We start from the raw sequence: 22,162 nt of genomic DNA, 5'->3' as shown, positions 1-22,162 counted from the left end.
AATCTCCCCACTTGAGGGGGAGATGTCCGGCAGGACAGAGGGGGGCGCCGTAGAGTGCCTTCCTGCGAGAGTTGCGCCCCCATGCCTCATGGCTTTGTTAAGCTTCCTCCCCACCCCCGCCTTCGCCCACGCCTCCGACCGTGGCCACGTCCTGCTCCTGCCGACCGGCTACTATCTGGTCGGAGGCGCCTTCGCTGTGGCCGTCAGCTTCCTCGTGCTGGCACTGCTGCCGGCGGATTGGCTCGATCGTTTCTGGCGCCGGCGCCTGCCGCTTTTCGCCTTTGGCGACGCCTCCCGAATCACCGTCAGCCTGATATCCTTTGCCGGCTTTGCAATTCTCATCGCCGCCGGCCTTTTCGGCAGCCGCGACCCGCTCTCCAACCCACTGCCTCTGGTGATCTGGACCCTGCTGTGGGCTGGCATTGCGCTGCTGCAGGGTGTCTCCGGCGATCTCTGGTCCTGGCTCAACCCGTGGTATGGGCCGTGGCGTCTTGCCTCGCGCCTGTTGGGCGGAAACAATGAAGGGACATGGCACCTGCCTCGATGGCTCGGCTGCTGGCTGGCAGTGATACTGTTCTTCGCCTTCGCCTGGTTTGAACTCATCGATCCGGCGCCGGATGATCCGGCGCGGCTGGCCTTAGCCGCCGGCCTCTACTGGCTGTTCTCTTTCCTGGCCATGCTGGCGTTCGGCTATCGCTCCTGGAGCCGCAGCGGCGAATTCCTGACGATTTTCTTCTCGATGGTGGCGCGTTTCGCAATCGTGGTACGGAACGAAGACGGCCGGCTTTCGCTATGCTGGCCGGGCGCCAAACTGCTTACCGCCGAGCCGTTGCCGATCAGCGGCATCGCCTTCCTGCTGTTGGCCCTATCGTCGGTATCCTTCGACGGCCTGTCGAAAACCTTCTTCTGGCTCGGCCTGTTCGGCATCAATCCGCTCGAATTTCCCGGCCGCACCGCGGTTATCGGCAGCGGCACGCTCGGGCTCGTGCTGACATTCGTCCTGCTTGCGGCGGTGTTCCTGCTCGCCGTCTGGTTAGGCCAGCGTCTCGCCGGCAGCGATCACACTCTCGGCCAGGCGGCTGGCCTGCTGGTGTGGTCGATCGTGCCGATCGCGCTCGCCTATCATGTCGCGCATTATCTGATGGTGTTGCTCGTCGACGGCCAATATGCGCTTGCGGCGCTTTCCGACCCGTTCGCGCTGGGCTGGAACCTCTTCGGCACCGCCGACTTGCAGATCGAGGCCGGCATCGTTGCCGGGGCGGACTCGGCGTGGTGGCTGTGGAATGTCCAGGCCGGCGCCATCGTATCAGGCCATGTGCTAGCCGTCCTCGTCGCCCATGGCTTCGCATGGCGCCTACACCTGCAGCCCTCCCGCGCGGCACTCAGCCAGTTCCCGCTTACCTTGCTGATGATCGCCTATACGGTCTTCGGCCTCTGGTTGCTTGCCACGCCAACCGGCGGATGAGAAAAGGGCGGCCCCGATGTCGTTGGGGAAAGCTCGCTTGCCACGTCAAGGCTTTGGTGATTTAGTTTGTACACATGCAATTTTTTGCGTCCTCTGAGCGAGGATGCCAAAGCCGCCTTATCGTTGGTCAAGACTGAAAAACAGGGGAACGAACATGGCTGACAAGAACGGATTTTTCGACCTCTCCAAGACTGCCCTCACCCGCCGCACAGCGCTGAAGGGTCTGGCCGCGGGCGCCGGCCTCGCCGTCGCTCCCGGCTTCGTTCGCTATTCCCAGGCGCAGAGCTCAGCGCCGATCAAGATCGGCTTCCAGTCGCACCGCACCGGTATCGGCGCCGCCTATGGCCGCTGGTACGAGAAGACGACGGCTGCCGCGGTCAAGGCGATCAACGCCGCCGGCGGCATCAATGGCCGCCAGGTCGAGGTGATCATCGAGGACGACGGCACCGATCCGGGCCGTGGCGCCGAGGTGGTGGGCAAGTTCGCTACCCAGCACAAGACCGACATCGTCTTCGGCACGCTGTTCTCGCATGTCGTCATCGGCTCGGCGCCAGCCGCCGGCGAAAACAAGATGCCCTATTTCGTCGTCAGCGAAGGCCACCACGTCGCCTCGACCAAGCTGAACCGTTATGTCTTCCAGCCCGGCATCACCGACGTGAAGAGCCAGATCCAGTCGATGGCACCGTGGATCGCGGCCAATGCGGGCAAGAAGGTAACGCAGATCTTCCCGGATTTCGCCTTCGGCTACGACCATCGCGACTACCTGCCGCCGGCATTGAAGGCGCAAGGCGCCGAGGTGATCGCGCAAATCGCCATCCCGCCGACCGAATCGTCCTTCACCAAGTACTTTCCGCAGATCCCGGCCGAGACCGAGGTGATCTATCACGTCATGGTCGGTCCGGCGGTGCTCACCTTCGTCAAGGAGCTTGGCGAGTTCTACGGCTCCAATCGGCCGCAATTGTTCGGTTTCATCGATTCGCTCGAAGCCACCGACATCAACAGCCCCGGTCTCGAATTCCTCGACGGCAGTCATTTCTGGGAAGGCTCGCCGCGCTATGCGCAGCCAGACGATTCCGAGGCGCAAAAGGCCTATCGTGCCGCTGTCGGCATCGACGACAATGGCGCCGCCGTCGGCGACCCCAAGGACGTCTCCACCGCAGCCCACATGTTCGGCTGCTGGGAAACGCTCTACGTCGTCAAGAAAGCGATGGAAGACGCCGGCTACAAGGGCCCGGAAGACCGCGCCAAGCTGGTCGAGGCGACCGAGGCTCTGACCGAATTCGCCGAAGGACCCGAGCACCCGCAGGGTCCGAAAACCTTCAACGGCAAGATCCACCAGTGCTTTGGCATCCAGAACATCTCCAAGGTCGAAGGCGGCAAACTGAAGGTCGTGCACAAGACCAAGATCGAGGATGGGCTTTACGAGGCCGAGGGGGATTATACGACGCAGGCGCTTTAGGCTTGGTCCTTTAAGCGCAGTGCCCTTCGGCCCACCCCCCTCTGTCCTGCCGGACATCTCCCCCTCAAGGGGGGAGATCGGCGGTTCTTGCGGCGGCGCTTATGTGCCGGCGTTGGCGATTGGCGAAACCCTAGGTGAAATCCAATCTCCCCCCTTGAGGGGGGTGAGAAGTGGTCCGCGCAGCGGACGGAAAGCCAATTGCTTGGCTTTTCGAACGACGAACGCCCGGAGCGACAGCGGAGGGCCGGGTCCGGTAGGACAGAGGGGGGTGCGCCTCGCGCCTACCTTGGGCGTGTAGCCGATGCACTTCGGTCCGCACCTCCTCCTCGCCGCCCTCGAAGGCCTCGTCACATCGGCGGTGCTGGCGCTGACTGCGCTTGGTTTGTCGCTGGTGTTCGGCGTCATGCGCGTCGTCAATGTCGCGCATGGCGAGTTCTTCATGCTCGGCGCTGTGCTCGCCTGGGCGATCACCACGGCGATCGGCGGCCACCCGGCACTCGGCTTCCTGGCTGCATTGGTGATTGCGCCGCTGATCGTCGGCGCTATCGCGCTGGTCGCCGAACGCTTGGTGCTGCGCCGGCTCAACTACAATCCGGAAGCCACCATCGTTGCCACCATCGGCATGCTCTACATCATCCAGCAACTGGCGCTGACCTTCTACGGTCCGGAGGCGCGGCCGGTGGAGCCGCCGTTCAGCTATCGCATCCTTTTGCCGTGGTTCGGCTACTCCGGCTACAAGCTGTCCATTATCGCCGCTTCCGCGCTTCTTCTGGTCGCGACATGGCTGGTGCTGACGCGCACCAAAATCGGCCTCATCATGCGCGCCACGCAGTATGACAGCGAGACGGCGCAGGCCTTCGGCATTCCCGTCGGCCGCGTCTATGGCGGCGTCTTCGCGCTCGGCGCCTTGCTGGCGGCCATCGCCGCGGTGCTGATCGTGCCGATCAGCCAGGCGCATTATCTTATGGGGCAGGACCCGCTGCTGCTCTCCTTCATCGTCGTCATCATCGGTGGCCTCGGCTCGCTGCGCGGAACCGTCGTCGCCGCCGTGCTGATCGGCCTCTCCGACGGCATCATTTCGATGTTCTTCTCGCCGACGCTGGCCAAGATCATCGCCACGCTGCTGGTGGCCATGGTGCTGGTGTTCCGTCCGCAAGGCCTGTTCGGGACGGCATCGCGATGAGCGAAGCTTCGCCGGCAAAGGCCTATGCCCTGCATCTCGGCGTCATCGCGCTGCTCTTCGTGCTGAGCTTCCTGCTGCCGGACTATTATCACGGCCTGCTCGCCCGCATCATGGTGCTGGCGGTCTTTGCCATGGGTTACAACATGCTGTTCGGCTATGTCGGCCTGCTCAGCCTCGGCCACGCCATGTTCTTTGCCGCCGGGCTCTATGGCGCCGGCCTTTCCGTCATCCAGCTCGGCTGGAGTGTGCCATTGGCCTTCCTTGGCGGAATTGCCTGCGGCGCGGTGCTGGCGCTGGTGATCGGCCTGTTGGCGCTGCGCACCACGGGTGTCGCCTTCATGATCGTCACCATGATGTTCGCCCAGGTTTTTTATCTCCTCATTCTCTACTTCGCGACATGGACCGGTGGCGACCAGGGCATGGTCGTGCCGCAGCCGGCGCGCGTGCTCAGCTTCGGCGCGACATCGCTCGAACTCACCAATCCGACCGTGCGCTACATGACGGCGCTAGGGCTGTTTTCCATCGTGCTGCTCGTCACATTGGCGATCGTCCGCTCCCGATATGGCCGCGTGCTGGTCGCCATCCGCGAGAATGAGGAGCGAACGAAGATGCTCGGCTACGATACCTCCTCCAACAAACTCGCCGCCGTCGTCATCTCCGGCACCATCTGCGCGGCCTCGGGTGCCGCCTATGCGCTGTTGTTCGGTTATGTCGGATCGAGTTTCGCTTCGGTGCAGTATTCGATCCTGCCGCTGCTGTGGGTGCTGCTGGGCGGTGCCGCCACAACGCTTGGGCCGCTGATCGGCACGCTGTTCATGTATTATGTCATCGACATCACCAGCGGCTACACGTCAGCCTATCTGCTGATCGTCGGCATCGCGCTCATCCTTTTGGTGCTGTTTTTCCCGAAAGGCATTCTGGGCAGCATCCGCCAGCGCTGGCTCGGGTGGCTGCCATGATGCCGCTTTTGACCACCAAGGGCCTGTCCCGAAACTTCGGCGGCCTGCGCGCCGTCGACGGCGTCGATTTCGAACTGATGCCGGGTGAAATCCGCGCCGTCATCGGACCGAACGGGGCAGGGAAGACCACTTTCGTCAGCCTGGTCAGCGGCCGCATCCAGCCATCTTCCGGCATGATAATCTTCGACGGTGCCGACATCACCAGCCAGCCGGCCTATATCAGGGTTCGCCAAGGCATCGCCTACACGTTCCAGATCACCAGCGTCTTTGCCAATCTTTCCGCCTACGACAATGTCGCGCTTCCGGTGCAGCGGACCCTGAGCGACGGCCGCTCGAAGGGCGCGGTGCGTGCCGGGGTCATGTCGGCGCTCGGACGCACCGGCCTTGCCGACCGTGCCCATATGCCGGCCGGGCAATTGTCCTACGGCCATCAGCGCCTGCTGGAAGTGGCGATGGGCCTGGCGCTGAAGCCGCGCCTGCTGATCCTCGACGAACCGACCCAAGGCCTGGCCGACAGCGAGATCGACAATTTCATCGAACTGGTGCGCGAAATCGCCAAAAACGCCACCGTGCTTTTGATCGAGCACAACATGCCTGTTGTCATGCAGCTCGCCGACCGCATCACCGTCTTCAACGCCGGCAAGATTCTGGCCGAAGGCACGCCCGAAGCGATCCGCGAGAACGCCGCGGTGCAGGAAGCCTATCTGGGGACCGCCCCATGACCGAAACAAACAGGGCCGAAGCGAAGTCTCAAGCACTGACTATCTCGGGGCTCGACTGCTTCTATGGCGAAGTCCAGGTGCTCTATGGCCTCGACCTCACGCTGAACAAGGGCGAGGTGCTGTGTCTGTTCGGCCGCAACGGCGCCGGCAAGACGACGACGCTCAAGGCCATTATGGGGCTGGTTCCGCCAAGCGCCGGCTCCGTCAGGCTCGACGGCCAGGAATTGACCGGGCTGCCGGCGCATGAGGTGCCCAAGGTCGGCGTCGCCTATGTGCCGCAGGGAAGGCGGCTGTTCGCCGAGATGACGGTGGCCGAAAACATCGAGATCGGGCTAATGGCACGCGGCAAGGGCAAGGCCGTGCGGGAAAACGTCCTCGACCTTTTTCCATTGCTGCGCCAGCGGCTGAGGCAACGCTCCGGTACGCTGTCCGGCGGCGAACAGCAGATGCTGGCGATGGCGCGCGCGCTCTGCCTCGAGCCGCAAGTTCTGCTGCTCGACGAGCCGACCGAAGGGCTGATGCCGTCGATGATCGCCAAGATCCGCGAGACGGTGTCGAAGCTGCGTGACATGGACGTTTCGACTATCCTCGTCGAACAGCGTGTCGATGCGGTGCTGTCCGTCGCCGACCGCGTTGCCTTCATCGAAAACGGCCGCAACCGCGAGACGGTCGATGTCGAGCAACTGCGCGCCGACCCGTCGGCGGTCCGCCGCTATGTCGGCGTGGGTTGATCAGCCGAAGAACAGAAAACCCGCACCCAAAAATATCGGGATCAGTACCAGGCCCGACCATGCCATATAGCCGAAAAAGCCCGGCATCTTCACGCCGCGATGTCGGGCGATGGCGTAGACCATGAAGTTCGGCGCATTGCCGATATAGGTGTTGGCGCCCATGAACACCGCGCCGGCCGAGATCGCCGCCAGCGTCGAGGCGAATTCCGTCATCAGGTGCCGTGGGTCGCCGCCGGCAAGCTCGAAGAACACCAGATAGGTCGGCGCGTTGTCGAGGAAGGACGACAGCGCGCCGGTCAGCCAGAAATAGGCGAGGTCGTTGGGCGCGCCCGAGGGCGAAGTGACGAGGGCGACCAATGGCGCCAGCGCGCCGTCATGCCCGGCTCTCAGGATGGCGACGACCGGCACGATGCAGATGAAGATGCCGGCAAACAGCTTTGCGACTTCAGCGATCGGCCCCCAGTTGAAGCCGTTCGCCTCGCGGTGGCTCTTGTAGGAGAGGGGAAGCGACAGCAGGGCCAGCGCAAGGATGACGGCGTCGCGCACCAGGTTCTGCAGCTCGAGACTCACGCCGAACACGGAAAAGCTCACTCCCGGCTTCCAGGTAGCCGACAGCAGGATCGCGCCGATCACGCCGGCCAGCAGCGGAAGGTTGGCGAGACCGCGCAGACGCACCTTCGTGTCCGGCGTCGGATCCTTGATCTTCGGCGCGCCAGCCTCGCGCCGGTGCAGGACGATGTCGATGCCTAAGAAGACGACCAGCACGACACCGCCGACGAACAGCGTCTCGCGCCAGAGGTTGGCTGTCGTCCAGAAGAAATCAACGCCTCTGAGGAAACCGACGAACAGCGGCGGGTCGCCCAAAGGCGTCAGCGAACCGCCGATGTTGGAGACCAGGAAGATGAAGAAGATCACGACATGGCCGTTGAACGGCCTGGCGTCGTTGGCGCGCAGGATCGGACGGATCAGGATCATCGAGGCGCCGGTCGTGCCGATGACCGAGGCGAGTAGTGCACCGACCAGCAACAGCCCGGAATTGACCAGCGGCGTGCCGTGAATGTTGCCGGCGACCAGAATGCCGCCTGAAATGGTGAAAAGCGCAAACAGCAGGATGATGAACGACATGTATTCGGTAAGCAGCGCGTGCAACACCGCCTCGGTCGCCGAGGGGACGCCGAAGGCAAGCGCCAGCGGCACGATCACCAGCGCTGCCCACAGGGCTGCGATCTTGCCGTAGTGATGCTCCCAGGCATGAGGGAACAGCAGCGGACCAGTGGCTATCGACAACAGCAGTCCGGCGAAGGGCAGCGCCCACCACAGCGACATCGCAGCGCCGGGCAGGCTGTGCGCTTCCGCAGCCAGCGCCTGTGCCGGAAAGAGCATTGTGACAGCGATTGCGGCACCCGCCATCACATCCGTTGCGGTCGGTAAGAAGCCCTTCTTGCGCCCCACGATCCGGTTAATCCGATAAGGGATCTTCGAGCGTCACACCGGCGTCGCGCATGCGGTGCAGCATCGTATCGAGCGAACCGTTGAGATCGATGCCACGGCAGGCATCGAGCCTGACGGTGGTCTTGAAGCCCTGGCTAACGGCATCCAGCGCCGAGAAGGCAACGCAGAAATCGGTCGCCAGCCCGACCAGGGTCAGCGTGTCGATGCCGCGTTCCCGGAGATAGCCGGCAAGGCCGGTCTGCGTCGTGCGGTCGTTCTCGAAGAAGGCCGAGTAGCTGTCGATATCAGGCCGAAATCCCTTGCGGATGACGAGCTCGGCCTTGGTCCAGGCGAGGCCGGAATGGAAATCAGAGCCCAGGCTGCCCTGGATGCAATGGTCCGGCCACAGCGTCTGCTGGCCGTAGGGCATTTCGATCATCGTGAAAGGCTGCGCGCCTGGATGACTGGAGGCAAAGCTCGAATGGCCGGCGGGGTGCCAGTCCTGCGTCAGCACGACATGGTCGGTGTGTCGGATCAGGTCGTTGACCAGCGGCACGATCTCGTCGCCGCCGGCAACCGCCAGCGCGCCGCCCGGACAAAAGTCGTTCTGCAGGTCGATGACAACAAGCGCTTCGTCGGCCATGGGCTTTCCTCTTCCGTATGCAGGCTCCAGTGGAAAATGCCGCTGACGCGACCGGACGCAGAAACTTGACCAGAAGGGCCGCGGCGTCAACCTCTCAAGGCATAACAAATGCGTGCCGACCGAGTGGTCGCAAACTCCGGCTTTGACAATTCCTGCTGGCTTGATATCATTTGCATACGAATGAATTCCCCCGGCCGCCGATGCCGGCCGGATCTTTCGAAATACCGGTTCTGGAAGACCTCTTTTCTGGAAGGCTAGGCGTGATCCGTTACGCGAAACCCACCTCGGTCGACGAAGCGCTCGCTTTGCTTGGCGAGGGAGCCTGGCGCATTCTTGCCGGCGGCACCGATTTTTATCCGGCGCAGGGAAGCAAACCGTTCCGGGACAATGTCCTCGACATCAACGGCCTGGCGGCGCTGCGCGGCATTGCCGAGACGGACGATCACTTCGTCATCGGTGCGCGTACGACCTGGACCGATATCATTCGCCATTCCTTGCCGCCAGCCTTCGATGCGCTGAAACAGGCGGCGCGAGAGGTCGGCTCGGCGCAGATCCAGAACGTCGCCTCGGTCGCCGGCAACCTCTGCAACGCGTCGCCAGCCGCCGACGGCGTGCCGGCCCTGCTGGTTATCGATGCCGAGGTCGAACTGCGGTCAGCGACGGCGACCCGGCATCTCCCGCTGCAGGACTTCGTTCTCGGCAACCGCCGCACGGCTCTGCTTCCAGGCGAGATGGTGACGGCCATTCGCGTGCCGAAAGGCGCTACCACTGGCACGTCGGCTTTCGTCAAGCTCGGCGCACGGCGCTACCTCGTCATTTCCATCGCCATGGTGGCGGCGCGTCTGGTCGTCGACAACGGCACTGTCCGGCAAGCGGCCGTCGCCGCCGGCTCCTGCTCGGTGGTGGCCAAGCGGCTGGCCGGCGTCGAGGCCGCGCTGAGCGGGCTACCGGTGGACGGCAGACTTGCCGACGCGGTCCAGTCCGCGCCGATGGGCGAGCTGTCGCCGATTGCCGATGTGCGCGGCAGCGCCGAATACCGGCTCGATGCGGTGCGCGAGATCGTTGCACGCGCAGTGCTCGCGGCCGTGGGGCGAACGACTGACGACGAGGTGGCGGCGGCATGAGCCAGGTTCAGACAGAAATGAGTGAAGCCCTGCCCGATCTGGGCAACGTCCTGCCTGACTTCGGCGCGGCACGGGCCGATATCGCCTTCGAGGTCAATGGCGACGCCATCTCGGTCAACGTACCGCCGCTGCGCCGGCTGTCCTCGGTACTGCGTGACGAATTGCTGCTGACCGGCACCAAGGTCGGCTGCGATGCCGGCGATTGCGGTGCCTGCACGGTGCTGGTCGACGGCGATCCCGTCTGCGCCTGCCTGATGTCGGCTGCGTCCGCTGCCGGAACGTCGGTTACAACCGTTGAAGGCCTCGCCAATGGCCGGTTGTCGGCGCTGCAAGCCTCGTTCCTTGCCCATGGCGCGGCGCAGTGCGGCATCTGCACGCCAGCGCTGCTGGTCGCGGCAACGGCGTTGCTCGACAAGCAGCCCAGTCCGACCGAGACCGAGGTGCAGGACGCGCTGGGCGGGATTCTGTGCCGCTGTACCGGCTACCGGAAGATCATCGCGGCGGTGATGGATGCGTCGCAGCAAGCGGCAAGCCTCGATTTCCGCTTGCCTCAATCCGGCCAGGCGATCGGCTCCTCCCCCGTCAGGCTCGACGGCGTGCCAAAAGTCACCGGCGGTGAAAAATTCGGCGGCGATTCTTTCCCTGCCGACGCGCTGGCCGTGCTGGTGGTCCGCTCGCCGCATTATCACGCCGGCTTCGCCTTCGGTGACCTCGACGGCTGGGCGAAGGCACATCCCGGCATCGCCGGTGTCTTCACTGCCGCCGACATTCCCGGCAAGAACTGTTTCGGCGTCATCGGGCCGTTCGCCGACCAGCCGGCGCTGGCCGAAGGGTTTGCTCGCCTGCGCGGCGAGGCGGTGGCGCTCGTTGCCGGCGAGCGCGAGGCGATCCTCGATCTAGACATGTCGGATTTTCCGGTTCGCTGGACCGAATTGCCGCATTTTCTGCAGCCGCGCGAATCGAGAGCCGGCGGTGCCAAGCTCATTCATGACAACCGGCCGGCAAACCTGCTTACTGCCGGCTTCGTCGAACACGGTGACCCCGAGACGGCTCTCGCCGGCGCGGCGTTCACGGTGTCCGGCGCCATCGACACCTCCTATGTCGAGCACGCCTATATCGAACCGGAAGCCGGCTATGCGTATCTGGACGGTGATACTCTGGTCGTCGTTGCCTGCACGCAGGCGCCCTATATGGATCGCGACGAGACGGCGAAGGTGCTCGGCCTTGCCGTCGACAAGGTGCGCATCGTGCCGACGGCGACAGGCGGCGGTTTCGGCTCGAAACTCGATGTCTCGCTGCAGCCGCTGATCGGCCTTGTGGCGCTGAAGACGGGGCGGCCGGCGGCACTCGCCTACACCCGCACCGAATCGATGATTTCGACCACCAAGCGCCACCCGGCCGAGATGAAAGCGACCATCGGCGCCGATGCCGATGGCCTTGTCACCGGCATGATCTTCGAAGGCGATTTCAACACCGGCGCCTATGCAAGCTGGGGGCCGACGGTCGCCAACCGCGTCCCGGTGCATGCGTCCGGACCCTATGCGACGCCGAACTATCGGGCCGAGGGCCGGGCCATTCACACGCATGGGCCGATTTCGGGCGCCTTCCGCGGCTTCGGTGTGCCGCAGGCGACGATCATGCAGGAGACGCTCTATGACGAGCTGGCCGGCAAGCTCGGCATGGATAGGCTCGACTTTCGGCTGAGAAACTGCCTTCGGAACGGGTCCGAAACGGTTACCGGGCAGCTTCTGGACTCAGGCGTCGGCATCGCCGAATGCCTCGAATCGCTGCGGCCGCATTGGGCGCGCGCGAAAGCCGACGCGGATGCGTTCAACAGTGCCAACAGAGACAAAAAGCGCGGCGTAGGCATCGCGTCCTGCTGGTATGGCTGCGGCAACACTTCGCTGCCCAATCCGTCGACCATTCGCGTCGGCATCGCTGCAGACGGCTCGGTCATCCTGCACCAGGGCGCAGTCGACATCGGCCAAGGCTCGAACACCGTCATCACCCAGATCTGCGCCGACGCGCTCGGCCTGCCGTTGGAAAAATTCCAGCTGAAGAGCGGCGATACGGCTATCACTCCCGACGCCGGCAAGACATCGGCCTCGCGCCAGACCTTCGTCACCGGCAGGGCGGCGGAGAAGGCCGGCCGAGCCTTGCGCGAACAGATCCTGCGTTTCGCCAATGTGTCCGAAAAGGCATCGCTGCAACTCGACGGCCCGGCGATCGCCATCCGCGAAGGTGAAGCCACGCGCCGTATCGAACTCGCCTCGCTCGACGTGGATGCCGAAGGCTTCGTCTTCCGTGCCGAGGAGACCTATGACCCGCCGACGCTGCCACTCGATGCCAAGGGACAGGGCAAACCTTACGCCGTCTATGGCTATGGCGCACAGATCGCCGAACTTGAGGTCGACCTCAAGCTCGGCACGGTCAAGCTGATCAAGATCACCGCCGCGCACGATGTCGGCAAGGCGATCAATCCGCTGCTGGTCGAAGGCCAGATCGAAGGCGGCATTGCGCAAGGCATCGGCATGGCGCTGATGGAAGAGTATATTCCCGGCCGCACCGAGAATTTGCACGACTATCTCATTCCGACCATCGGCGACGTGCCGCCGATCGAGACCATCCTGATAGAAGTTCCGGATCCGGAAGGACCCTTTGGTGCCAAGGGGCTGGGCGAGCATGTGCTGATCCCGACGGCGCCGGCGATCCTCAACGCCATCCGCCACGCCACCGGCGTCCTGGTCACCAAGGTTCCGGCGACGCCGACGCGTATCCGCGCCGCCATTCGCGAAAAGGAGGCAGCCCGATGAGCGAGCTTGCCGAACGCTTCGAAACCCACGATCCCGGCGAGAAGCTGGTGGCGGAGAAGATCCGCTGCGATGCCTGTCCGGTGATGTGCTACATCGCCGACGGGCGCACCGGCGCCTGCGACCGCTACGGCAATATCGGCGGCAGCATCGTGCGCATGGACCCGCTGACCATCCTCGACCATGCGGCGGAGGCCGGCGCGGCAATCGTGCCGTTCGTTGCCGAGGGCGAGACATGGGACGGCGAACTTATCAACACCGGTCGCCGCTTCGTCACCGCCATCGGCGCCGGCACAACCTATCCCGACTACAAGCCGGCCCCCTTCATCGTCAGCCAGGAGGTCGAGGGCGTCGATCTCGTCACGGTCGTTACCGAGGGCATCTTCTCCTATTGCGGCGTCAAGGTGAAGATCGACACCGACCGCCATATCGGGCCCGAAACGGCTGTGGTGAGATCGCAAGGCGAAGCGATCGGTCATGTCACGACAGGCGAATATGGCTCTCAGATGCTGTCGCTGGGCGGCGTGCATCATCTGACCGGCGGCTCCAAGGCCGAGGGACGCGCCACCTGCGACGCGCTGCTCAATCTGTGCAACCGCAAGCCGGTGGAACTGGCCATCGACGGCGGCGCCACCATCATCGTCGAAGCCGGCAAACCGCCTGTTATCGACAGCAAGCAGGAACATCGCATGCGCGTCGGCTGCGGCTCGGCCACCATCGGCATGTTCGCCACGCAATGGCGCGGCCTCGTCGACGAGGTGGTGGTGGTTGACGACCACATCACCGGCGTCGTTTCCGAGCATCAGGCCGGCAAGGTGCTGGGCTGGCAGGACACTGGCATAAAAATCATCGGCCGCCGCTCGACACCAGGCCGCTATTTCAAGGTTTCCGAACCCGGCCTCGGCTGGGGCGGCACCAGCATATCCGACCCGCTGTCGATCCTCGGCGAATGGAATGCCAAGAAGGGCGCGCGGTCGGGCCTGTCGCTGCTGATGGTTTCGACCACCGGCGAGCAGTTCGCCTATTACGAGCTCGACGACGAGCTGAAGCCGGTGCAGAAGCCATTTCCCGAACGGCTGCAGAAATCGGTCGAGTTGATCGAGGACAATTGCGAACCGGCTTTGTGCACCGTGCTGTTCATCGGCGGCGCCGGTGGTTCGCTGCGCGCCGGCGTCACCGAAAACCCGGTCAACCTGACCCGTTCGGTGCAAGGCCTGACCACCTATGTGACGGTCGGCGGCGCGCCGGTCTATGTCTGGCCGGGCGGCGGCATCACGCTGATGGTCGATGTCACAAGGGTGCCGGAAGGCGCCTTCGGCTATGTGCCGACCCCCGCACTTGTGGCGCCGATCGAATTCACCCTGCGCCGCGACGACTACATCAGGTTGGGCGGCCACGAGGCCGAGATCCGCAGCGTCGAGGATATCGTCGCCAAGGGCGGCGAATACCTCAACCCGCGACGCGGCACCGCTGCTGCGGCCGGCAATCCATGGCCGCCGCTGGCGCAATTGCGCCGCGCTGCGTCGAACGAGACCGGGTGATGCAAGGCCCGCAAGCGCATTGGCTGCAGGACGGCAAGCGGCTGCATCTCAACCACGGGCCGATCGACCTGATCGTCGAGGCCTTTGGCGAGGCGCACGAACGCCGCTTGGCCTATGAACAGGCCGCAGCTCGGTTCCAGACCATTCTGACCGAACTGGTTGATGAACTTCCAGACCTGCGACGCCCCGCGTCATTGCGCCCCCGTCTGTTCTCCGGGTCGACAGCACGGCGCATGGAGGCGGCAGTTGTGCCGCTGGCGGAAAAATTCATCACGCCGATGGCCGCCGTCGCCGGTTCGGTAGCCGACGAAATGCTTGATGCGCTGCTGGAGGGTCGCCAGCTCGATCGCGCCTATGTCAACAATGGCGGCGATAGCGCCATCCACCTCGGCACCGGCCAGTCCATGATGCTTGCCATCGCCGGCACCGGACACGGTCTTGCGGACCGCATCATCATCCGCGCCGAGGATAGCGTGCGCGGCGTTGCCACCAGCGGCTGGCGCGGGCGCTCGTTTTCGCTGGGCATTGCCGACGCCGTCACCGTGCTCGCGAAGACCGGAGCCGAAGCCGACGCCGCCGCGACGCTGATCGCCAATGCCGTCGATCTGCCCGGCCATCCGGCCATCCGCCGTGTGCCGGCGCGCGATCTGGCGCCGGACAGCGACCTTGGCGACCGCCTGGCGACGCAAGAGGTCGGCAGGCTTTCATCGGATGAAATCGCCACGGCGCTGGACAGCGGGCTTGCCGTTGCCGAAGATTTCCGCCGCAGGGGATTGATCGCCGCATCGGCGCTCTTCCTTGCCGGCCAGACCCGCATCAGTGGTTCCATGGCGCTTGCCGCGCCCAACAAAATCCCAGGGAAGGAAGTTGCCCATGCCTGAGTTTCCGATCCGCAAAATCGCGGTGCTGACCGAAGAGATCTTTCACGAGGGCGGGCCGGTGGCCCAAGTGCCGCGCCGCCGCGCCGCCGCCATGGCGCTGGTGAAGAACCCGTTCGCCGGGCGCTATGTCGAGGACTTGCAGAGCGCCATGGACGATCTGAAGCCGCTCGGCCTGGTGCTCGCCGACCGGCTGATCGCTGCGCTCGGCGGCGACGTGAAACAAATCGACGGCTATGGCAAGGGCGCCATTGTCGGCACATCGGGCGAACTCGAGCATGGCGCGCTCTGGCATGTGCCCGGCGGCTACGCCATGCGCGAACGGCTCGGCGACGCCAAGGCGATCGTGCCGTCGGCGAAGAAGGTCGGCGCTTTCGGTTCAAAGCTCGACGTACCGCTCGGCCACATCAACGCCGCCTATGTGCGCAGCCATTTCGACGCTATGGAAGTCGGCATCAATGACGGGCCGCGTCCCGACGAGATCCTGTTCTGCCTCGCCATGACCTGCGGCCCGCGCGTGCACGACCGCATGGGCGGGCTGGCAGCCAAGGACATCAAGGCCTGGGACGGGCTGCGATGAGCGCCGAGGACAATCTGCTCAAGCTCGTCGAGGTCGAAGAGCCTGAGGAACACGATTACCTCCTGCAGGAGCAGGTCGGCTTCATCCTGCGCAAGGCGCATCAGCGCCATGTCTCGATCTTTGCCGCGCATATCGGCGACCTGACGCCGCCGCAATTCGCAGCACTCGCCAAGCTGCGCGATGTCGGCGAGACCTCGCAGAACCAGCTCGGCACGCTGATCGCCATGGATGCGGCGACGGTGAAGGGCGTCATCGACCGACTGAAGGCGCGCGGCCTGGTCGAGCTTTCCAAGCACGAGGCCGACAAAAGGCGGTTGCTGGTCAACCTGACCGCGGAAGGCCGCGATGCGATCGAGCGCCTGATCCCGCTTGCCCGCGAGATCACCCAGGAAACACTGGCGCCGCTCTCAGCCAAGGAGATCGCCACCTTCATGAAGCTGCTGGCGAAGCTGGCGTAGGCGGATCTGCCGGGCGCAAAAGCACCCGGCAGGAAGTTTAGATCAGAGGCCGTTGTCCTTCAGCACCTGGGCGGCGTTTTCCTTGGTGATCTTCTCGGTCGGCAAGGTGATGGTCTTTTCGACCTTCTCGCCATTGAGGAACTTGATCGCCTGCCGCAGGCCTTCGGCGCCGGGGGTGACATAGGTGAAGGTCGCCGTCAGTTCGCCCTTGTTCACCATCTGCACGCCTTCGTTGGGCAAACCGTCGATGCCGATGAACTTGATGTCCTTCTCGCGGCCGACATCCTTGGCGGCGAGATAGGCGCCGTAGGCCATCGGGTCGTTGTGGCCATAGACGAGATCGATCTTCTCGTTGCTCTTCAGCGCATTGGCCATCAAATTGTAGGCCTGGTCCTGCTTCCAGTCGCCCGACTGCTGGTCGAGCAGATATTTGATGCCCGGTTCCTTGTCGGTGAACTCATGGAAGCCGTCATGGCGATCATGCGCCGGCTGGGTGCCCATGCCGCCCCAGATCTCGACGACATTGCCTGATGCCTTGCCCTTGCCGCCGAGCAGTTCGACGGCATATTCGCCGGCCGCGCGGCCGATCAGCGCGTTGTCGCCGCCGACGAACTGGGTGTAGTCCTTGGTGTCGACATTGCGGTCGAGCACGAAGACCGGAATCTTGGCATCGATCGCTTGCTGCACGACGCCGGTCAGGCCGGCGGATTCCTTCGGCGACACCAGCAGTGCGTCGACCTCCTGACGGATCAGGTTCTCGACATCGGCGACCTGCTTTTCGGTCTTGTCCTCGCCGTCAGTAATGATCAGCTCGACCTCCGGATGCTTGGCGGCTTCGGCCAGGATGTCCTTGTTGAACTGTGCGCGCCAGGGCTCGATGGTCGTCACCTGGGAGAAGCCGATCTTCCACTTCTTGTCCTGGGCGAAGGCATTGCCGCTGGTCATGAGCGCGGTGGTGGTCAGCAGTGCCGCGGTCATGGCGGCAAGTTTCAGCATGTCACGTCGTTTCATTTTTTGTTTCCTCCGAGATTGAGAGACGATGTCTCTTGTGACGGCCGCTTTGCCGCGGCCGTTTCCTTGCGCGCCGTTTGCCCGCCTGGCAGGCGCAGATAGGCCAGGAGATCACCGGCATTGCGTTCCTGCACGAGCACGGTGCCGATGATGATCATCCCCTTCAGCACCAGCTGAAGGTTCGAATTGATGTTGTGGAGCTGCAGGATATTGGAGAGCAGCCCGAAGATCAGCACGCCGCAGAACGTGCCGGTGAGGCTGCCGCGCCCGCCCATCAGGCTAGTGCCGCCGATGACGACGGCGGCGATGGCGTCCAGCTCCAGCCCGGCGCCGGCATCCGGCTTGCCTTGCCGGTACTGCGCGACATAGAGCACGGCGGCGATGCCAGCGAGCAGGCCGGAAATGGCATAGGTGGCGATCTTGACGCGTCCGGCTGCGATGCCGGAGAGGCGCGCCGCCTCCTCATTGCCGCCGATGGCATAGACATAGCGGCCGAACGGCGTGAAGCGCAGCACCGCGCCATAGATCAGGATGGCGCCGAGGAAGAACAGGCCGGGCATCGGGATGACGCCGAACACCAGCGAGCGCAGCATCTCGAAATCGGCGGTGGCGTTCGAGCCGGTATAGACTGGCAGCACCGCATTGTTCTGGCCGGCGGTCAGGCGGGCGATGCCGAGCGCCGTCACCATCATCGCCAGCGTGACGATGAAGGGCTGCAGCCGTCCGGCAACGATGATGAAGCCGTTGAGCGCGCCGAACAACAACCCGACGCATGGCGCCACCAGAAGCACGCCGAGCACGCCGAATTTCGGCTCGATCTGCGGCAGCAGGAACCAGAGCGACAGGCAGCACAGGACCACGCCGACGACGGCGGGCGTGACCAGGCCGCGAACACCGTCAAGCCTGACCTCTCGGGCAACATCGGCGCCGGCACGGGATTTTACGAGGTTCTGGAAGATGAAGCGGGTGACGACGAAGCCGAGGCAAAGCGCCACCAAGGCGACGGTCGGCACGCCCAGAACGACGCCCGGCGTCACGCCAGGAACGGTCAGCAGCATGGCGCAGACCACCGTACAGATGGCCATCAGCGAGCCGACCGAAAGATCGATGCCGCCGGTGATGATCACCGCCGTCATGCCGGTAGCGATCAGGCCGGTGGTCGACACCTGGCGCAACACGTCGAGCAGATTGCCGTAGGACAGGAAGATGTTGTTGCCCTTCGAGCTCATCGGCGAGCCCAGCACGCCGATCAGGAAGATGGCGATCAGGCCCCAATAGAGCTTGGTTTGGGACAGGAGTTTCAGGACAGTCATGCGGCTGATCTCGATATGGTCCGACGCGGTGCGGCGAGGCGCATGATGGCCTCCTCGCTGGCCGCATCGCGGGAAAGAATGCCTGTCTGGCGGCCATCGGCCATTACCAGGATGCGGTCGGAGAGATGCAGAAGCTCCGGCAGTTCGGAGCTGATGACGGCGATGGCGAGGCCGTCGCGCGCCAACTGGAAGATGAGGTCGTAGATCTCGCGCTTGGCGCCGACATCGATGCCGCGCGTCGGCTCGTCCAGCAACAGCACCCTTGGCTTGGTCGCCAGCCATTTGCCGATGACGACCTTCTGCTGGTTGCCGCCCGACAGCGTGCCGGCGGGTTGGTCGATGTCCTGGCAACGAATGCCGAGCGCCTTGACCGCCTGCCGCGCCAGCCCCTGCTCGCCTGCCAGCGAGCGGATGCCGAAGCGCGCCAGCGATCCGACCAATGGCAGCGCCACATTGTCCGTGATCGAGGCCTGCAGATGCAAGCCTTGCGTCTTGCGGTCCTCGGTCACCAGCGCGATGCCCAGCCGTCTCGCGTCGCGCGGCGAGCGGATATCCACGGGCCGGCCGTCGACTTGAATTTCGCCGCCGGTGCGGCCATCGCTCGAGCCGAAGATCGCTTCCAGGATCTCGGTGCGGCCAGAGCCCAGCAGCCCGCCAATGCCAAGGATTTCTCCGGCGGCAAGATCGAAGCCGACGCCGTCGATCACCGTGCGCCAGCCATGGGCATCGGGTTTCGACAGCGACAGGTTCTCGACTGAAAGCACGATCCTGCCGCTGGGGCCGCGCTCCCCCTCGGAGGAAGCCAGCAGGTTGCGGCCGACCATCGCCGAAATGATCGCATCCTCGTCGAGTTCGGCCATCGGCTCGGTCAGCACATGGCGCCCGTCGCGAAACACGGTGACGCGGCTGGCCAGATGCATAACCTCGTCGATGCGATGTGAGATGTAGACGATGGCGACACCGCTGTCGGCAAGCTGGCGGATGATGCGGAACAGCCGCTGGCATTCAGCCGGCGACAGCGCCGAGGTCGGCTCATCCATGATCAGGATACGTGCCGACATCGACAGCGCCTTGGCGATCTCGACCAGCTGTTGCTCGCCGACGCGCAAGGCGCCGACGCGAGCTTGCGGATCGAGTTCGATACCGAGCCGCTGCAAAAGGGCGCCCGCCGCGCGGCTGCTCGCCTTGCGGTCGACGATCAGCCCGGCAATGAGCTTCTCGCGGCCGAGGAAAATGTTGTCCGCGACGCTGAGTTCGGGAACGAGATTGAGTTCCTGGTGGATGATGGCGATGCCGGCATCCTCGGCGTCGCGCACGCCGGCGAAGCTGACGGGACGGCCATCGACGCTGACCGTGCCTTCATAGCCGGTGTAGACGCCAGAGAGGATCTTCATCAGCGTCGATTTGCCGGCGCCGTTCTCGCCCATCAGGGCATGGACCTCGCCGCGCCGCAGCTCAAAGCCGACATCGACCAGCGCGGCGATGCCGCCGAAGCTCTTGGAGATGCGCTCGGCGCTCAGAACGGTCTCTGACCGATCCGCCGCATTGTGCTCCGGGGAAAGGGAACTCGCGTGCTCCATGACAATGGCGGCCTCCCTTCCGTCCTCGTCAAATCTCATCCAAACGCTAATCTAAACGTTTCGATCATGTCAAGCCGCTATCTGATAACGCTGGACTGATGCATTTCAATTCTTGCGAAAAACCGCAAGATTCCGTAGGTATGGCACATAGAGGGCGGCGAAACGTTTCGAAATGGCAGCATTCAAGCGGATTAAGAAGCGAAAATCCACGGCGCCGACCATGCTCCACGTGGCAGAGGCGGCGCGTGTATCGGTCGCCACCGTGTCGGCGCTGATCAACGGCACGGCGACGGTCAGCCCGGAGCTCAGCCAGCGTATCGAACAGGCGATCCGCGATATCGGCTACAAGCGCAATGCGATCGCCCGCAGCCTGAAGATGGGCACGACCCGCACCATCGGGTTGACCGTGCCGCACATCACCAATCCGTTCTTCACCGATGTCGTCTCAGTCATCCAGCAGGCCTTCGACCGCGCCGGCTACGCCGTCATGCTGTGTTGCACGGACGAGGATTTGAACACCCAGGACGACCAGATCAGGCTGCTGCTCGACCGCATGGTCGACGGGCTGATCGTCGCGCGCGTCGGCGATGGCGCGATCCTCAAGCGGATCGTCGACGACGCCAATGTGCCGGTCGTGCTGCTCGACCGTCTCTGCGAAGGCGTCGATACCGATGCCGTGGTGCTCGACAACCAGCGCGCTGTGTTCGACGCCATCACCTATCTGATCAATCTCGGCCATCGGCGCATTGGCTACATCACCGGCACGTCGGACATTTCGCCGATGCATGACCGCATGACGGGATATCGCGAGGCGCTTCACGTCGCCGGCCTGCCGATCGCGGAGGAGCTGATCCGCTTCGGCAATTTCCACGAGATCGACGGCTACAACGCCACCATGCAGATGCTTTCCTCGCACGATCGGCCAAGCGCGATCTTCTCGGCCAACAACCCGATGGTAATCGGCACCATGAAGGCGATCCGCGACATCGGCCTGTCCTGCCCGGAAGACATTTCGGTTGCCTGTTTCGACGATTTTCCATGGTCCGACGTGTTCCAGCCGCAGCTGACCACGGTCGCCCAGCCAGTGCAGGCGATCGGCGAACAGGCGGCCAACCTCTTGCTGGACCGTCTCGCCGGCAACAGGGACGCGCCACCGCGCAAGCTGGTACTCAAGGGCCGGCTGATGATCCGCAATTCATGCCGCCCGCTAGGAGCGATGGCGCAGAGTGTGAGCGCGTAGATCCGCAAACGCTTCCCAAGCAGCCGGCCGGCGGCGAAATAGGCTACCATTAGCGCGCCGGATGCATCTTGCGGATAGTCGGCGCCGATTGCCGCGCGGATGAACAGTACGACCCCGCGGTCCGCCTCCGAGACCAGGTCCTGATGCCCGAATCATGGTGCAAATGGCATCTCACGCTTGTGATGGGTCTTTTCGAACGTCCGGCAGATGATATCGAAGGCTTCCTGGCGTACCGGCTCGCCGTGCAGGAAGGCGTCGATCTCGGCATAGGTGACGCCGTGGGAGGCTTCGTCGGGCTTGCCCGGTGCCAGGTCCTCAAGGTCGGCGGTGGGGATTTTTTCTATCAGGAACTCCGGCGCGCCGAAGTGCCGGGCGATGGCCCGGACCTGGTTCTTCACCAGCCCGCTCAACGGCGCCAGGTCGCAGGCGCCGTCCCCGAACTTGGTGAAGAAACCCATTACCGCTTCCGCCGCGTGGTCGGTGCCGATCACCAGGCCATGGGCTGCCCCGGCGATGGTGTATTGCGCGACCATGCGCATGCGCGCCTTGGTATTGCCGAGGACGAAGTCCCGCGACACCGCGGCCTTGCCTTCGAAGGCCGCGACTTCCCCGGCCAGGGATTTGACCGCCGGGCCGATGTTCACCGTGTGGCGCTCGTCGGGGGCGATAAAGTCCACCGAAGCCTGCGCTTCGTGTTCGTCCAACTGGGTTTCGTACGGCAGGCGCACCGCAATAAAGCGGTGGTCGAGGTTGCCGGTGCGTTCGCGCAGCTCACGCATGGCGCGCTGGGCCAGCAGGCCGGCGGTCAGCGAGTCGACGCCGCCGCTGATGCCCAGCACCAGGGTCTTGAGCCCGGAGTTCAGCAGGCAATCCTGGATAAAGGCGATCCGCCGCGCCACTTCGGCTTCGAGGGCAGCCTGGTCGGCGAACGGTGGCTGGACCTTGAGCTGTTCAGCAATCTGGCGCTGTACGGCTTGCATGATTCACTCCTGCGGGATGGGGTCTTGAACGGGTTGATCGGTACGGCCTGGCGA

At 64.2% G+C, this 22,162-nt stretch carries 19 protein-coding genes; 13 read left to right on the top strand and 6 right to left on the bottom strand.

The window, feature by feature from the left end; all coding sequences use genetic code 11:
• Nucleotides 1–22 precede the first annotated feature (22 nt).
• From NKI38_RS14935 to NKI38_RS14910, 6 genes are all read left to right on the top strand, one after another.
• Nucleotides 23–1,465 (top strand): hypothetical protein, encoded by a 1,443-nt coding sequence (locus NKI38_RS14935; RefSeq protein ID WP_352658772.1) that lies wholly within the window; start codon nt 23–25, stop codon nt 1,463–1,465.
• A 154-nt stretch (nt 1,466–1,619) separates the two neighbouring features.
• Nucleotides 1,620–2,924, top strand: a complete 1,305-nt coding sequence (locus tag NKI38_RS14930; RefSeq protein WP_352658770.1) for an ABC transporter substrate-binding protein — start codon at nt 1,620–1,622, stop codon at nt 2,922–2,924.
• 301 nt (nt 2,925–3,225) lie between these two features.
• Nucleotides 3,226–4,107, top strand: coding sequence for a branched-chain amino acid ABC transporter permease (locus tag NKI38_RS14925; RefSeq protein ID WP_352658768.1), 882 nt, complete (start codon nt 3,226–3,228; stop codon nt 4,105–4,107).
• On the top strand, nt 4,104–5,066 hold the full coding sequence (locus tag NKI38_RS14920) for a branched-chain amino acid ABC transporter permease (RefSeq protein ID WP_352658766.1): 963 nt from the start codon (nt 4,104–4,106) through the stop codon (nt 5,064–5,066). The genes NKI38_RS14925 and NKI38_RS14920 overlap by 4 nt, the downstream gene beginning before the upstream one ends.
• Nucleotides 5,063–5,788: an ABC transporter ATP-binding protein gene (locus tag NKI38_RS14915; RefSeq protein ID WP_352658764.1), complete on the top strand. Its 726-nt coding sequence runs from the start codon at nt 5,063–5,065 to the stop codon at nt 5,786–5,788. The genes NKI38_RS14920 and NKI38_RS14915 overlap by 4 nt, the downstream gene beginning before the upstream one ends.
• Nucleotides 5,785–6,519, top strand: a complete 735-nt coding sequence (locus NKI38_RS14910; RefSeq protein WP_352658762.1) for an ABC transporter ATP-binding protein — start codon at nt 5,785–5,787, stop codon at nt 6,517–6,519. Before NKI38_RS14915 ends, NKI38_RS14910 begins: the two co-directional genes overlap by 4 nt.
• Here NKI38_RS14910 and NKI38_RS14905 read toward each other — a convergent pair whose 3' ends face one another.
• On the bottom strand, nt 6,520–7,929 hold the full coding sequence (locus NKI38_RS14905) for a sodium:proton antiporter (protein ID WP_352658761.1): 1,410 nt from the start codon (nt 7,927–7,929) through the stop codon (nt 6,520–6,522). It lies immediately after the preceding gene.
• Between the two features lie 49 nt (nt 7,930–7,978).
• Complete coding sequence (gene pncA, locus NKI38_RS14900; protein ID WP_352658759.1) at nt 7,979–8,593, bottom strand: bifunctional nicotinamidase/pyrazinamidase; 615 nt, start codon at nt 8,591–8,593, stop codon at nt 7,979–7,981.
• A 260-nt stretch (nt 8,594–8,853) separates the two neighbouring features.
• On the opposite strand from pncA, the gene NKI38_RS14895 reads away from it, so the two are divergent.
• The 6 genes from NKI38_RS14895 to NKI38_RS14870 are packed head-to-tail and all read left to right on the top strand — an operon-like array spanning nt 8,854 to nt 15,984.
• Entirely contained in the window at nt 8,854–9,717 is an 864-nt protein-coding gene (locus NKI38_RS14895; RefSeq protein WP_352658757.1) for an FAD binding domain-containing protein, read from the top strand.
• Nucleotides 9,718–9,734: 17 nt separating this feature from the next.
• Entirely contained in the window at nt 9,735–12,530 is a 2,796-nt protein-coding gene (locus NKI38_RS14890; RefSeq protein WP_352658873.1) for a molybdopterin-dependent oxidoreductase, read from the top strand.
• Nucleotides 12,527–14,068 (top strand): 6-hydroxynicotinate reductase, encoded by a 1,542-nt coding sequence (locus tag NKI38_RS14885; RefSeq protein WP_352658755.1) that lies wholly within the window; start codon nt 12,527–12,529, stop codon nt 14,066–14,068. Before NKI38_RS14890 ends, NKI38_RS14885 begins: the two co-directional genes overlap by 4 nt.
• Nucleotides 14,068–14,949 carry a UPF0280 family protein gene (locus tag NKI38_RS14880; RefSeq protein WP_352658753.1) on the top strand — a complete coding sequence of 294 codons (882 nt, stop codon included), beginning with the start codon at nt 14,068–14,070 and terminating at the stop codon, nt 14,947–14,949. Before NKI38_RS14885 ends, NKI38_RS14880 begins: the two co-directional genes overlap by 1 nt.
• A complete protein-coding gene (locus NKI38_RS14875) occupies nt 14,942–15,526 on the top strand; it encodes an amino acid synthesis family protein (protein ID WP_352658752.1) in 585 nt (194 codons plus the stop codon). Before NKI38_RS14880 ends, NKI38_RS14875 begins: the two co-directional genes overlap by 8 nt.
• Nucleotides 15,523–15,984: a MarR family winged helix-turn-helix transcriptional regulator gene (locus tag NKI38_RS14870; RefSeq protein ID WP_352635922.1), complete on the top strand. Its 462-nt coding sequence runs from the start codon at nt 15,523–15,525 to the stop codon at nt 15,982–15,984. The genes NKI38_RS14875 and NKI38_RS14870 overlap by 4 nt, the downstream gene beginning before the upstream one ends.
• A 42-nt stretch (nt 15,985–16,026) precedes the next feature.
• Here NKI38_RS14870 and NKI38_RS14865 read toward each other — a convergent pair whose 3' ends face one another.
• From NKI38_RS14865 to NKI38_RS14855, 3 genes are read right to left on the bottom strand one after another with little or no spacing between them, the layout of a single operon-like run.
• Complete coding sequence (locus NKI38_RS14865; protein ID WP_352658750.1) at nt 16,027–16,995, bottom strand: substrate-binding domain-containing protein; 969 nt, start codon at nt 16,993–16,995, stop codon at nt 16,027–16,029.
• A complete protein-coding gene (locus NKI38_RS14860) occupies nt 16,992–18,308 on the bottom strand; it encodes an ABC transporter permease (protein WP_352658748.1) in 1,317 nt (438 codons plus the stop codon). The genes NKI38_RS14865 and NKI38_RS14860 overlap by 4 nt, the downstream gene beginning before the upstream one ends.
• On the bottom strand, nt 18,305–19,888 hold the full coding sequence (locus tag NKI38_RS14855) for a sugar ABC transporter ATP-binding protein (protein WP_352658746.1): 1,584 nt from the start codon (nt 19,886–19,888) through the stop codon (nt 18,305–18,307). The genes NKI38_RS14860 and NKI38_RS14855 overlap by 4 nt, the downstream gene beginning before the upstream one ends.
• Nucleotides 19,889–20,108: 220 nt before the next feature.
• Between NKI38_RS14855 and NKI38_RS14850 the strand changes: the two genes are divergently transcribed.
• Complete coding sequence (locus tag NKI38_RS14850; RefSeq protein WP_352658744.1) at nt 20,109–21,128, top strand: LacI family DNA-binding transcriptional regulator; 1,020 nt, start codon at nt 20,109–20,111, stop codon at nt 21,126–21,128.
• Between the two features lie 152 nt (nt 21,129–21,280).
• Here NKI38_RS14850 and nadE read toward each other — a convergent pair whose 3' ends face one another.
• Nucleotides 21,281–22,108, bottom strand: coding sequence for an NAD(+) synthase (nadE, locus tag NKI38_RS14845; RefSeq protein WP_352658742.1), 828 nt, complete (start codon nt 22,106–22,108; stop codon nt 21,281–21,283).
• Nucleotides 22,109–22,162 lie beyond the last annotated feature (54 nt).

Source organism: Mesorhizobium sp. M0621 (genome assembly GCF_040320745.1).
Lineage (GTDB): Bacteria > Pseudomonadota > Alphaproteobacteria > Rhizobiales > Rhizobiaceae > Mesorhizobium.
This window is presented reverse-complemented; position numbering and strand designations above follow the sequence as displayed.